At 64.4% G+C, this 13804-nt stretch carries 10 protein-coding genes; 6 read left to right on the top strand and 4 right to left on the bottom strand.

What is annotated here, in order from left to right; genetic code table 11:
• Nucleotides 1-79 precede the first annotated feature (79 nt).
• Both ubiG and JNC62_RS20880 read right to left on the bottom strand, forming a co-directional pair.
• Nucleotides 80-829 (bottom strand): bifunctional 2-polyprenyl-6-hydroxyphenol methylase/3-demethylubiquinol 3-O-methyltransferase UbiG, encoded by a 750-nt coding sequence (ubiG, locus tag JNC62_RS20885; protein WP_374841380.1) that lies wholly within the window; start codon nt 827-829, stop codon nt 80-82.
• Nucleotides 830-1066: 237 nt separating this feature from the next.
• Nucleotides 1067-1468, bottom strand: a complete 402-nt coding sequence (locus JNC62_RS20880; RefSeq protein WP_374841378.1) for a YybH family protein — start codon at nt 1466-1468, stop codon at nt 1067-1069.
• A gap of 290 nt (nt 1469-1758) precedes the next feature.
• On the opposite strand from JNC62_RS20880, the gene JNC62_RS20875 reads away from it, so the two are divergent.
• The 5 genes from JNC62_RS20875 (at nt 1759) to JNC62_RS20855 (ending at nt 8426) form a co-directional block, all read left to right on the top strand.
• Nucleotides 1759-3033 carry an aspartate kinase gene (locus JNC62_RS20875; RefSeq protein ID WP_374841376.1) on the top strand — a complete coding sequence of 425 codons (1275 nt, stop codon included), beginning with the start codon at nt 1759-1761 and terminating at the stop codon, nt 3031-3033.
• 69 nt (nt 3034-3102) lie between these two features.
• Nucleotides 3103-5370, top strand: a complete 2268-nt coding sequence (gene ptsP / locus JNC62_RS20870; protein ID WP_374841375.1) for a phosphoenolpyruvate--protein phosphotransferase — start codon at nt 3103-3105, stop codon at nt 5368-5370.
• Between the two features lie 118 nt (nt 5371-5488).
• Nucleotides 5489-6571 carry a peptide chain release factor 1 gene (prfA, locus tag JNC62_RS20865; RefSeq protein ID WP_374841373.1) on the top strand — a complete coding sequence of 361 codons (1083 nt, stop codon included), beginning with the start codon at nt 5489-5491 and terminating at the stop codon, nt 6569-6571.
• 4 nt (nt 6572-6575) lie between these two features.
• Nucleotides 6576-7439 carry a peptide chain release factor N(5)-glutamine methyltransferase gene (prmC, locus tag JNC62_RS20860; RefSeq protein WP_374841371.1) on the top strand — a complete coding sequence of 288 codons (864 nt, stop codon included), beginning with the start codon at nt 6576-6578 and terminating at the stop codon, nt 7437-7439.
• A gap of 336 nt (nt 7440-7775) precedes the next feature.
• Entirely contained in the window at nt 7776-8426 is a 651-nt protein-coding gene (locus JNC62_RS20855) for a DUF4167 domain-containing protein (RefSeq protein ID WP_374841369.1), read from the top strand.
• Nucleotides 8427-8593: 167 nt separating this feature from the next.
• On the opposite strand, the gene JNC62_RS20850 is transcribed toward JNC62_RS20855, so the two are convergent.
• Nucleotides 8594-8782 carry a hypothetical protein gene (locus tag JNC62_RS20850; protein ID WP_374841367.1) on the bottom strand — a complete coding sequence of 63 codons (189 nt, stop codon included), beginning with the start codon at nt 8780-8782 and terminating at the stop codon, nt 8594-8596.
• Here JNC62_RS20850 and clpB point away from each other — a divergent pair.
• Nucleotides 8781-11384 (top strand): ATP-dependent chaperone ClpB, encoded by a 2604-nt coding sequence (gene clpB, locus JNC62_RS20845; protein WP_374841365.1) that lies wholly within the window; start codon nt 8781-8783, stop codon nt 11382-11384. The two genes, JNC62_RS20850 and clpB, sit on opposite strands and share 2 nt — an antisense overlap.
• A gap of 158 nt (nt 11385-11542) precedes the next feature.
• Here clpB and JNC62_RS20840 read toward each other — a convergent pair whose 3' ends face one another.
• Nucleotides 11543-13483, bottom strand: a complete 1941-nt coding sequence (locus tag JNC62_RS20840; RefSeq protein WP_374841382.1) for a M23 family metallopeptidase — start codon at nt 13481-13483, stop codon at nt 11543-11545.
• Nucleotides 13484-13804: the final 321 nt, after the last annotated feature.

The following is a 13804-nucleotide window of genomic DNA, read 5'->3' as shown; positions in this document are numbered from 1 at the left end:
TTTTTGACAGCCGATCCGGAATTTTTATTTTTCCAGTTTCTGCTGTCAAAATTCCGGAAATTCGCGGCGGGCTACACCCTCACTCCTTCGGACGGCGCGCCACCAGCATGTAGTTGACGTCCATGTCGCGCGACAGGTTCCACTGGTTGCTGAGCGGGTTGAAGAAAACGCCGGTGCGGTCGGTGATGGTCAGGCCGGCGGCCGCGAGCGGCTTTTCAATCTCTTCCGGACGCACGAGCTTCTCGTACTGATGGGTGCCGCGCGGCAGCCAGCGCAGCACGTTCTCGGCCGCGAAGATGGCAAGGGCTGCGGCCTTCAGCGTGCGGTTGATGGTGGCGACGAACATCATCCCGCCGGGGCGCACCATCGAGGCGCAGGTGGTGAGGAAGAAGTCGACGTCGGCGACGTGTTCGACCACCTCCATGTTCAGCACGATGTCGAAGCTCTCGCCGGCCTCGGCCAGGGCTTCGGCGGTGATGGCGCGATAGTCGACGTCGACGCCGCTGCCGGCAGCATGCGCCTTGGCGATGCCGATGTTCTTTTCCGACGCATCGGCGCCGAGGACGGTGGCGCCCATGCGGGCCATGGGCTCGGACAAAAGCCCGCCGCCGCAACCGATATCGAGGATCCGGAGGCCTTCGAGCGGCCGATGCGCCTTCGGATCGCGGCCGAACTGGGCGGCGGCGAGGTCGCGGATATAGGTGAGGCGGACGGGATTGAACTTGTGCAGCGGGCGGAACTTGCCGGTTGGATCCCACCACTCGGCGGCCATGGCGGAGAAGCGGTCGACCTCGGCCTGGTCGATGGTCGTGCGGACGGTCTCGCTCATGGGCTTCTCCCTGGTTCTCTCAGGATTTGAAGTCGGACGGTTGCGGCCGGAAGTCAAGAGGCAGGCTGGGGACGTTTCCGACTTCTCGGCTTGTCGAATTGGCCGAAAGCGCCGCGGGATGGGCTGGCCTCTTTGAAAGCAGTCCCGGTATGCGCGCGGCTGTCGCGTCCAGCGGGCGCTGCCGGTTGAGGCCTTATGGGCGGTGCCCGCCGCGCCCGTGCGGTTGGCGCCTTGGGTCTAAGCCTTCTCCGCCATGTCGGCGTGGCGGTGAACGAGCTGCCATTGGCCGTTCGTGCGCCGGAAGATTTCGGTGACGCGCAGACGCATGGGAACGGCATCGGCTGCGCCCTTCAGGCGCGCCTTGGCGTTCTGGTAGCCGACCCAATAGCCGAACTTGCCGTCGTGCCCCATGTGGATGATCTCGATGTCACTCTCGCCGCCGGCCTCGAACGCGGCGGCGTCGTCGACATAGCGGGCAAGCACTTGCTCGGCTCCTTCCGCCACCGGGCCCATCGGGTGGAAGAAGCTGGCAGGGGAATCCGTGGCGGCGATCTGCTTGAGTGGCCCGGTGTCACCGTTGACATAAGCGCGGGCCGCCTCTTTGCGCTTTTGGATAAAGGCATGGAAATCGTCTGCCATGACGCGGTCTCCGTTCGGCTCGTGGTGCTTCGACGGGGAAGGCTTGATCTTCAACCGTTCCGGTCCGCGTTGCAACAGTTTGCACCGTGGTTGCTGCGCGGTTGCGGCTCGCCTCCCGGAGCGTCAGGGGCGTCGTGAACTCGACACTGCCGGGCGACGACCTACTCCTGTGACGGAACAAGCGCCAAACGTGGTCCTGCCTTGCCATTGCACCCCGTCCCCTCTTCCGCTAATAGACCCCGCGACTTCCCGCGCGCGTTCGCGCGACCCATCAGTACCGGTAGATAGATATGGCACGCATCGTGATGAAATTCGGCGGGACCTCCGTCGCTGACCTGGACCGCATCCACAATGTGGCGCGCCACGTCAAACGCGAGGTCGATGCCGGCCACGAGGTCGCCGTGGTCGTTTCGGCCATGTCGGGCAAGACCAACGAGCTCGTCGGTTGGGTGCAGGGCATGCCGAAGGCGACCGGCGCCAGCTCGCCCTTCTATGACGCGCGCGAATACGACACGATCGTCGCTTCCGGCGAGCAGGTGACGTCCGGTCTGCTGGCGATCGCCTTGCAGTCGATGGGCGTCAACGCCCGCTCCTGGCAGGGCTGGCAGATCCCGATCAAGACCGACAACGCGCACGGCGCCGCCCGCATCCTCGACATCGACGGGCAGGACATCGTTCGCCGTATGGGCGAGGGCCAGGTCGCCGTCGTCGCCGGCTTCCAGGGGATCGGGCCGGACAACCGGGTGGCGACGCTCGGCCGCGGCGGTTCCGACACGTCTGCGGTGGCAATCGCCGCGGCGGTGAAGGCGGACCGCTGCGACATCTACACCGACGTCGACGGCGTCTACACGACCGACCCGCGCGTCGAGCCGAAGGCGCGGCGCCTGAAGAAGATCGCCTTTGAGGAAATGCTGGAAATGGCGTCGCTGGGCGCCAAGGTGCTGCAGGTGCGCTCGGTCGAGCTTGCCATGGTGCACAAGGTGCGCACCTTCGTGCGCTCGTCTTTCGTGGATCCCGATGCGCCGGGCATGGGCGATCTTCTGAACCCGCCCGGTACGCTGATTTGTGATGAGGATGAGATCGTGGAACAGGAAGTCGTAACCGGCATCGCCTATGCCAAGGATGAAGCGCAGATTTCGCTCAGGCGCGTCGCCGACCGGCCTGGCGTCTCGGCCGGGATTTTCGGCCCGCTCGCCGAGGCCCACATCAACGTCGACATGATCGTCCAGAACACCTCCGAGGACGGCTCGAAGACCGACATGACCTTCACGGTCCCCTCGGGCGACGTGGAAAAGTCGCTCAAGGTGCTGGAAGCGGCGAAGGACAAGATCGGCTTCGACGTGATCCAGCACGAGACCGGCCTGGTCAAGGTTTCGGTGATCGGCATCGGCATGCGCAGCCATGCCGGCGTGGCCGCCTCGGCCTTCCGTGCGCTGGCCGAGAAGGGGATCAACATCAAGGCGATCACCACCTCGGAGATCAAGATCTCCATTCTGATCGACGGTACCTACGCGGAACTCGCAGTCCGCACTTTGCATTCCGTCTACGGTCTCGATAAGAAGTAAGCGACGGGATTCGTCAGGCGCCCGCCTGGCTGCAACCAGAGTGGGTACATTTTCGGGAGACGCCACGCGATGAGAGACCTCTCCGCGGGTCCGCGCGTACTTCTCAAGCGGCTGCGCGAATTGATGGCGGAGCCGCTCGAGCCACAGGATCGCCTGGACCAGATCGTGCGCCAGATCGCACAGAACATGGTTGCCGAAGTGTGCTCCGTCTATGTGCTGCGTTCCGACGGAATTCTCGAGCTCTACGCCACCGAGGGCCTCAATCCCGGCGCCGTCCACCTGGCGCAGTTGAAGATGGGGCAGGGCCTGGTCGGCACCATCGCCGCCTCTGCCCAGCCGCTCAACCTCTCCGACGCGCAGTCGCATCCCGCCTTCCGCTACCTGCCGGAGACGGGCGAGGAGATCTACCACTCGTTTCTCGGCGTGCCGATCCTGCGCACCGGCCGCGCCCTCGGCGTGCTCGTCGTGCAGAACAAGGCGAGCCGCACCTATCGGGAAGACGAGGTCGAGGCATTGGAGACGACGGCGATGGTGCTCGCCGAGATGGTTGCGACCGGCGAGTTGAAAAAGCTCACCAAACCCGGGCTCGAACTGGATCTGTCGCGGCCGGTGACGATCGACGGGGCCAGTTTCGGCGAGGGGATCGGGCTCGGCTATGTCGTGCTGCACGAGCCGCGCATCGTCGTCACCAACCTTCTCAATGAGGATTCTGAGCACGAACTGGGGCGGCTCGCGGAGGCACTCGGAAGCCTGCGCATCTCCATCGACGACATGCTGTCGCGCCGCGACGTGCCGGTCGAGGGAGAGCACCGTGAGGTGCTCGAGACCTACCGCATGTTCGCCCATGATCGCGGCTGGGTGCGCAAGCTGGAGGAGGCGATCCGCAACGGCCTGACCGCGGAGGCGGCGGTCGAGCGGGTGCAGAGCGAGATGAAGGCGCGGATGATCCGACTGACGGATCCCTACCTGCGTGAGCGCATGCACGACTTCGACGACCTCGCCAACCGGCTGCTGCGGCAGTTGACCGGTTACGGCGCGAAGCTCTCGGCGGCGAGTTTCCCGAACGATGCGATTGTCGTGGCGCGCGCCATGGGGGCGGCTGAACTGCTCGACTATCCGCGTGAAAGCGTCCGTGGCCTGGTGCTCGAAGAGGGGGCCGTCACGAGCCACGTGGTGATCGTCGCCCGCGCCATGGGCATTCCGGTCGTCGGGCAGGCGGCGGGCGCGGTGGCGCTGGCGGAGAACGGCGACGCGATCATCGTCGACGGCGATGAGGGCAAGGTGCATCTGCGTCCCGTGCAGGACCTGCAGCGTTCCTACGAGGACAAGGTGCGGCTGCGTGCCCGCCGGCAGGCGCAGTACCGCGCGCTCGTCGCGGTGGAGCCGGTGACGAAGGACGGCCAGCACATCAATCTCCAGATGAACGCCGGTCTGCTGGTGGATCTGCCGCACCTGGCCGAATCGGGCGCGCTCGGCATAGGCCTTTTCCGTACCGAGCTGCAGTTCATGATCGCATCGACGATGCCGAAGGCCGAGGAGCAGGAGGCCTTCTATCGCAGCGTGCTGAAGCAGGCGGCCGGACGGCCGGTGACGTTCCGCACCCTCGACATCGGCGGCGACAAGGTGGTTCCCTACTTCCGCAGCACCGACGAGGAAAACCCGGCGCTCGGCTGGCGGGCGATCCGGCTGTCGCTCGATCGGCCGGGGCTGCTGCGCACCCAGTTGCGCGCCATGCTGCGGGCAACCGCCGGCGGCGAGCTGCGGCTGATGGTGCCGATGGTGACGGAGGTCGCCGAGCTGAAGGAAGCCCGCGCGCTGCTGCAGAAGGAGATCGAGCGGCAATCGAAGATCGGCGAACAACTGCCGAAGAAGCTGCAATTCGGCGCCATGCTGGAGGTGCCGGCATTGCTCTGGCAACTCGACGAGCTCATGGAGGAGGTCGACTTCGTCTCCGTCGGCTCGAACGACCTCTTCCAGTTCACGATGGCGGTCGATCGCGGCAATGCGCGCGTGTCCGACCGTTTCGACAACCTCGGACGTCCGTTCCTGCGGGTGCTGCGTGACATCGTGCGGGCCGGGGAGCGTAATGCGACGCCGGTCACGCTCTGTGGGGAAATGGCGGGCAAGCCGATCACGGCGATGGCGCTGATCGGCATGGGCTTCCGTTCGGTCTCGATGTCTCCGACCGCGCTGGGGCCGGTGAAGGCGATGCTCTTGAGCCTCGATGCCGGAAAGCTTGCAACGGTGCTGAATGTGGCGCTGGACGACACGCAGCCGACCCAGACGGTGCGACAGATCCTGACGGATTTTGCCGCAGAGAACAGTATTCCGCTGTAGCGACTCGGGCGTTTGCTGATGGGGGCGACTGTCTAATCATCAACATCCGCGCACAGGCTTCGGCGTCCCACAGGGATGTGCGGCAGCGGTGCGCGACAGAAAAATTTGGAGTTCCACGGTGGCCAAGCTTCCGGTTGAAAAGATGCGCGAACTGGAACGTCGCTTTGGCGAGATCGAGGCACGCATGTCAGCCGGTCCCGACTCCGAGACCTATGTGCGGCTCGCTTCGGAGTATTCCGAGCTGCAGCCGGTGGTGGCCAAGATCCGCGAATACCAGAAGGCGGAGGGCGAGATCGCCGATCTCGAGGCGATGCTTTCCGACAAGGGGACGGATCGCGAGATGCGCGATCTCGCCGAGATGGAACTGCCGGACCTGAAGGCGCGCATGGAGACGCTGGAGCAGGACATGCAGATCCTGCTGCTGCCGAAGGACGCCGCCGACGAGAAAAGCGCGATCCTGGAAATCCGCGCCGGTACCGGAGGCTCGGAAGCCGCACTCTTCGCCGGCGACCTGTTTCGCATGTATGAGCGCTTTGCGTCGGCGAACGGCTGGAAGGTCGAGGTGCTATCGGCAAGCGAGGGCGAAGCTGGCGGCTACAAGGAAATCATCGCGACGATCTCGGGCCGCGGCGTTTTCGCCAAGCTGAAGTTCGAATCGGGGGTGCACCGCGTGCAGCGCGTACCGGAGACGGAGGCGAGCGGGCGCATCCACACCTCGGCCGCCACGGTGGCGGTCCTGCCGGAAGCCGAGGAGATCGACATCGAGATCCGGCCCGAGGATATCCGTATCGACACGATGCGTTCGTCGGGCGCCGGCGGGCAGCACGTCAACACGACCGATTCGGCGGTGCGCATCACGCACCTGCCGACGGGGCTGATCGTGACGAGTTCGGAGAAGTCGCAGCACCAGAACCGCGCCAAGGCAATGCAGGTGCTGCGCTCGCGTCTCTACGACATGGAGCGACAGCGGGCCGAAAGTGAGCGATCGGCCGACCGCAAGAGCCAGGTCGGCTCGGGCGACCGCTCCGAGCGCATCCGCACCTACAATTTCCCGCAGGGCCGCGTGACCGACCACCGCATCAATCTCACCCTCTACAAGCTCGACCGGATGATGGAAGGCGAGATGGACGAGGTGGTGGATGCGCTCGTGGCGGACTACCAGGCCGGTCAGCTTGCCCAGCTCGCCGAACAGCGGGGCTGATCGAATGGCGACCGTCACAGTGGCCGATGCGCTTGCCGATGTGCGCCGGCGGCTGGTCGAAGGCGGCGTCGCGGATGCCGCTCACGAGGCGCGGCTTCTGGTCGGCGGGCTGTTGAAACTGGAGCCGGCGGCGCTGATTTCCGGCGGGGCGCGGACCTTGACCGGAACGGAACTGGCTCTGCTTGCAAGTGCCGTCGTTCGCAGGCTTGACCGGGAGCCGGTACACCGCATTCTTGGTCGCCGCGCGTTCTTCGATCTGGTGCTGACGCTGTCGCCTGACACGCTCGAACCCCGGCCGGACACCGAAAATCTCGTCGAACGTCTGATCCCTCGGGCGCAAAAGATCGTCGCCGACAGGGGGATTTGCCGGGTTCTCGATCTCGGGACGGGAACCGGTGCGATCTGCCTTGCGCTGGTTCAAGCTGTGCCCGGCGTCGTCGGCACCGGCACCGACATTTCCCCGGGTGCCGTTGAGACTGCACGGGCCAATGCCCGGCTGAATGGCCTGGCCGATCGGTTCGATGCGGTCGAGAGCGACTGGTTTGCCGCCATCGACGGCGCCTATGACATCATAGTGTCAAATCCGCCATATATTCCGTCGCTCGTGGTCGAGGGTCTCGACGACGAGGTGCGGCGTTTCGATCCGCGGCGAGCGCTGGACGGCGGGCGCGACGGGCTGGATGCGTATCGCGCAATTGCCAGCGGTGCGGCCGGCCATCTGGCGCCGGGAGGCTTCGTCGGCCTGGAGATCGGCTGCGACCAGAAAGAACAGGTAGCAGCGCTGATGGGCGCGCAGGGATTCCGTCTGCTTGAGGCCGTTCTGGACCTCGGCGGCAATGACCGCGCCCTTATTTTTGCTGGCGCTTGATTGTTGCTGATGCACAACTTCTGGCGTCGGCGCTAAGATGTCGCAAAGAAAAGGCTTGGAATCATCGCTGAAGCGGGATAGGTTGCCCATACGCACCGGGCAAGGGTCACAAGAAACAGATCTATTCTGACGTGACCGACGCGAAGCTTCCTCTCATTGAAGAGTTGCTGGGGTTCAAGACTGCTCTGTGCAGGTACCTGTATTTTGACGTTCAGCGGCAACAGGACCACCGAGGAGCGTGGTGTGTTCGCTGATGAAATTTCGCCCGGGCTGGCGTTTGCAGCCGGGTGTGCAGTTACACGATCATCAAGACTAGAGACTTCAGGTGAGTGAGACATGAGGCCAGGACAGCAAAACAAGCGCGGCCGCGGGCGTAATAACAACAATAGCAACAACAATAACAACAATTTTCGCAAGGGCGGCAATCCGCTGACTCGGACCTACGACAGCTCCGGACCCGATGTGAAGATCAGGGGCACCGCGCAGACGATCGCTGAGAAATATGCGGCGCTCGCACGTGATGCGCAGAGTTCGGGTGATCGCGTGATGGCGGAGAACTATCTGCAGCACGCCGAGCACTACAATCGCATCATTCTTTCGGCGCAGCAGCAGATGCAGGAGCGCCACCAGCGCGACGACCGGAACGACTTCAACGACCGTGACGGGTTTGACCGGGACCAGGAAGACGTCGATTTCGTCGCCGCGGACGATGCGCCGGCGAGCGCCGCTCCGGCCCCTGTCGCGGCTCCGGTGACCGAGGCCGTCATCGATGGCACAGGCCCGCAGCCGATCATCGAGGGCACACCGGCAGAGGTTTCGCTGGAGGAAGAGGATAGCGCGAGCGCGCGCCAGCCGTCGCGACGTCGCAACGCCCCCCGCCAGCGTCGCCCGCGTCGCGGCGAGGCGCCGCAGGTCGGAGACGAGGTGCAGGCAGCGCCGGCGGATGGCGGTGACGCACCCGTGCTTGAGGCGGCTGCTTCCGAGTGAGCACAGTTCCACCGGCGTTACGGTGGAACCTTTTGCCATGACACTGTGCCACCCGCGATCGCAATCGCGGGTGTTTTGCTTTTCTTGCCGTCCGACCCCTTCCAGCCGATCGGCAAGGCAGATCGAAACGGTGATGCTGCCGGGCCGTGCCCCAGCGCCGGCGTGTTTCAATGAAAATGCATGCGAAATTCGGTTGCGTCAGGCGTCACAAACTTGATGGTTGCCTCCTTTAATTTCGCCACCGCATCCCCATATTCGACCTCGTAAAGCACAGGCTCGCCTTGATGGGGGCCTGATCCTGAATCGCCGATCGGCGCCGCAGAAAAAGGGCCGGTCGAGTCACGGAGGTAGTCCATGAATATCGAGAAGTATTCCGAGCGCGTCCGCGGTTTTCTGCAATCCGCTCAGACCAAGGCGCTCGCCGACGGCAATCCCCAATTTACGCCCGAACATGTTTTGAAGGTTTTGCTCGACGACGATCAGGGCATGGCATCGTCGTTGATCGAGCGGGCGGGCGGCAATGCCAGGGAGGCGCGCCGCGCCAACGAGGCCGCCCTCGACAAGCTGCCGAAGGTGTCGGGCGGCAACGGTTCGCTCTCCCTCTCCCAGCCGCTCGCGCGGGTGTTCGCCACAGCCGAGGATGCCGCCAAGAAGGCCGGCGACAGTTTTGTAACCGTCGAACGCCTGCTTCTGGCTTTGGCACTGGAAAAATCGTCGGCGACCTCGGACGTTCTCGCCAAGGCCGGGGTGACCCCGCAGAAGCTGAACCAGGTCATAAATGATGTGCGCAAAGGCCGAACGGCCGATACGGCCAATGCCGAGCAGGGCTTCGAGGCTTTGAAGAAATACGCGCGCGACCTGACCGCCGAGGCACGCGAGGGCAAGCTCGATCCGGTGATCGGCCGCGACGACGAGATCCGTCGCACCATCCAGGTTCTCTCCCGCCGCACCAAGAACAACCCGGTGCTGATCGGCGAGCCCGGCGTCGGCAAGACGGCGATCGCCGAAGGGCTGGCGCTGCGCATCGTCAACGGCGACGTGCCCGAGAGCCTGAAGGACAAGCGGCTGATGGCGCTCGACATGGGCGCGCTGATCGCCGGCGCCAAGTATCGCGGCGAGTTCGAGGAGCGGCTGAAGGCCGTGCTGAACGAGGTGCAGGCGGAAGCCGGCGAGATCATCCTGTTCATCGACGAGATGCATACGCTGGTCGGCGCCGGCAAGGCGGACGGCGCCATGGATGCGTCGAACCTGCTGAAGCCCGCGCTTGCCCGCGGCGAGCTGCACTGCGTCGGCGCGACCACGCTCGACGAATACCGCAAGCACGTCGAGAAGGACGCGGCACTTGCCCGGCGCTTCCAGCCGGTCTTCGTCGAGGAGCCGACGGTCGAGGACACGATCTCGATCCTGCGCGGCCTGAAGGAGAAGTACGAGCAACACCACAAGGTGCGGATCTCCGATTCGGCGCTCGTTGCGGCGGCGACACTGTCCAACCGCTACATCACCGACCGCTTCCTGCCCGACAAGGCGATTGACCTGATGGACGAGGCCGCCTCGCGGCTGCGCATGCAGGTCGATTCCAAGCCCGAGGAACTGGACGAGCTCGACCGGCGCATCATCCAGATGAAGATCGAGCGCGAGGCATTGAAGAAGGAGACCGATCGTGCCTCGCAGGATCGGCTGACGAAGCTTGAGCTCGACCTGACGGCCCTGGAGGAAGAGGCGGCGGCACTGACCGCCCGCTGGCAGGCAGAAAAGAGCAAGCTCGGCCATGCAGCCGAGCTGAAAAAGAAGCTCGATGAAGCCCGAAACGAGCTGGCGATCGTCCAGCGCAAGGGCGAGTTCCAGCGCGCCGGCGAACTCACCTACGGCGTCATTCCCCAGCTCGAAAGGGAGTTGCAGGAAGCCGAAAGCCACGACCAGGCGGATGTAAATCCGATGGTCCAGGAGGTCGTCACTCCCGACAACATCGCTCAGGTTGTATCCCGCTGGACCGGAATTCCGGTCGACAAGATGCTGGAAGGCGAGCGCGACAAGCTGCTACGCATGGAGGACGAACTCGGCAAGTGGGTCGTCGGCCAGGGTGATGCCGTGCAGGCGGTGTCGCGCGCCGTCCGCCGCGCCCGCGCCGGCCTGCAGGATCCGAACCGGCCGATCGGCTCGTTCATCTTCCTCGGGCCGACCGGCGTCGGCAAGACCGAGCTGACGAAGGCGCTGGCCCGCTTCCTCTTCGACGACGAGACGGCGATCGTGCGCATGGACATGTCGGAATACATGGAGAAGCACTCCGTGGCCCGGCTGATCGGCGCGCCTCCCGGCTATGTCGGCTACGAGGAGGGCGGTGCGCTCACCGAGGCCGTGCGCCGGCGCCCCTACCAAGTGGTGCTGTTCGACGAGATCGAGAAGGCGCACCCGGATGTGTTCAATGTCCTCTTGCAGGTGCTCGACGATGGGCGGCTGACCGACGGCCAGGGCCGCACGGTCGACTTCCGCAACACGCTGATCATCATGACGTCGAACCTGGGTGCCGAATACCTGACCCAGCTTGGCGAAGGTGACGACAGCGAAAAGGTCCGCGTCGAGGTGATGGAGGTCGTGAAGGCGCACTTCCGGCCCGAGTTCCTCAACCGCGTCGACGAGATCATCCTGTTCCACCGCCTGCGGCGGACGGAGATGGGGGCGATCGTCGAGATCCAGCTGAAGCGCGTGCGGCAGCTGCTTGCCGATCGCAAGATCACGCTGGAACTGGATGAGGATGCGACGCACTGGCTGGCGGACAAGGGTTACGATCCGGTCTACGGCGCACGCCCGCTGAAGCGCGCGATCCAGAAATACCTGCAGGACCCGCTGGCCGAGCAGATCCTCTCGGGCGAGGTGCCGGACGGCTCGACGGTGAAGGTCACCTCCGGCTCCGACCGGCTGCTGTTCCACACGAAGGGTAGCAAGAGCGAGGCGGCGTAGCCGAACCTTTTGCGACGAAAAACAGCGCGCTGACCGGAAGGTCCGTGCGCTGTTTCGTTTCGATGCCTGCGATACTGGCCCGGACCTTACCGCAGGCGCATGATATTGGCGAACATTGGCGACGCGCGGGAGAAAGAAAAACGGGCCGCGATCCGTCGTTATTCCTTCGCGGCGAGTTCGGTGCCGTCGTCCTTGCGACCGAGAAGGTCGTCGATGCGCTTGCGCTCGATCTGGAACTGCGCGAGCGCCTTGCCCTCGAGCGATGAGCCGCCCGGCAGGCGAATCTTCAACGGATCCACTTTCGTGCCGTTGACGATCAATTCGTAATGCAGATGCGCCCCCGTCGACAGACCGGTCGAGCCGACATATCCGATCACCTGGCCCTGCTTGACCTTGGCGCCGGCCTTGACCCCCTTGGCGATCGCGCTCTGGTGGTTGTAGGACGAGACGTATCCGTTGGCATGGCGGATCAGCGTCTGGTTGCCGTAGCCCGACGCCCAGCCGGCCTTTTCGACGGTGCCGTTGCCGGCGGCGATGATCGGCGTGCCGCGTGGTGCCGACCAGTCTGCTCCGGTGTGCATGCGCGAGAATCCGAGGATGGGGTGGCGCCGCATGCCGTAACCGGATGAGAAGCGTCCGTTCGGAACCGGGTTGCGCAGCAGGAACTGGCGAATGCTCTTGCCGTCCTGATCGTAATAGTCGACGGCGCCATCCTCCGGATCCTGGAAGCGGTACACGCGTGTTTCCGTGTCACCGAACCTGGCGTTGATATAGAGCAGTTCGGAATCGGTGGCGGCGACGCCGGTATCGTCGGCGACGGAAAAGAATGCTTCGAGTGTGTCGTTCGGGCGAAGCTGGGCTTGGAAATCGACGTTGCTGGCAAGCACACGGATCAATTGCGCCGTCATGTCCTTGGTCATGCCGTAGGACAAGGCGGCACGATAAATACCGTCGTAGACGCGCGGCAGGTCGCGCCCCGAGGCCAGCGACGGGCGGCTGTCGCCGTCGAAGGCGCTGGCCACCGCGGCCAGCGGGGGCGGCTCGGCACCAGGGATGAACCGGCCCCTATCGTCGATCGCCACGGTGGTCACGTGCCGCCCGCTGGAATAGACGGAGGCGCGGACGATATCTGCCTGCTTGCCCTTCTGCATGATGCAAATGCGAAGGACATCGCCGGGTGCGAGCACGCTGCCGCCTAGGGCGCCCTCGAGATAACCGGCCAGATCTTCGGCCTGGGCCTTCGTATATCCTGCGCCCGTCATGACTTCGGCAATGCCAGCCGTGCGCCGGACCGGAACGACGTCCTCCGCATATTCGGGATCGTCGGGGGTAAGCGTGTCGAAGTCCGATACGCTCATGTTCTCCTCGACAATGCGCGCCGTCAGGCCCTGCAAAAGATCCAGGCCGCCCGCATCAGAGGCAAATCGCTGCGGGTCGACATAGTAAAGCGAGGCAACCTGAGTGCTGCCGTCGGTGAGCGCGGAGCCGTTCGTGCGCACGTTCTCCTCGACTTCGTCCGCGGACATCTGGTCGGCATAAGCCAGTGCTGCGCCGGCCGTCGGAAAGTCGCCATTCTTCAGCGCGACCTCGGATTCGACATCGGAGCCATAGATCGTGCCTGTGCGCGCCGCCGACTGCGGTTCATCTTTGTCGCCATCGGAAAAGATCGCCAGTGGATCGAAGCGCGGGTAATCCTCGCCGGTGGCGTGATTGGCCGCCAGGGCCATCGTGACATGCGCGAAGGGTTTGCGGCGGACCACTTCCTTCTCGCCGTCGTGGATCATGGTGGAGACCTCCATGATCTTCTTGTCGGTGGGTTTGGCGACGATGTTGGGCTCGAGGATCCGCTGGCCCCGCTTGACGGCGTTTGCCGCCTGGGGCGGATGGTCGTGCGGCTCCAGCGCCGCATAGGCTTCGGCCGGGATCGCCAGCTGCTGACGACCGTCGAGGGCGGCAAACAGCGCAACCCCCATCAGGATCGATGAGGTGATGCCGGTGAGGAACGTGCCGGAGAGCCAGCGCAACGAAATCTCACGACGGTCCGGGGCGCGTCGGCCATCCGCCAGGATTGGCGGCTCGTTGCCGAGCGTGCGGATCATGTTCCTGTCCGTCGTCGTCATGCCGATCGCGTTGGTCCCGTGTCGTTGTGCGCGCCGTTCCAGCGGCGAGAAGATGTACATGTTAAGTGGCGCAAGTCAAATCGGGCGCAAATGCGTCTTGCTCCTATGTCGCTGATGACGACGGCATTGTGAAAATATGAGGGCGGAACGGCGTAAGCGGGCCACAAGCCTGTGGACGAAAAGATTTTGTCGCCGAACACCCCGGGAAATCGGCGCTTGTGCGGGGGCGGGTGAGAATTTTCGCAAAACCGTCATTTTTGCTGTTGACTTGGTTTGGTGTTGGGCCTAGAAACCGCCTCA

Origin of the sequence: Mycoplana ramosa, from assembly GCF_041930185.1 — a bacterium.
GTDB classification, from domain to species: domain Bacteria; phylum Pseudomonadota; class Alphaproteobacteria; order Rhizobiales; family Rhizobiaceae; genus Mycoplana; species Mycoplana ramosa.
This window is presented reverse-complemented; position numbering and strand designations above follow the sequence as displayed.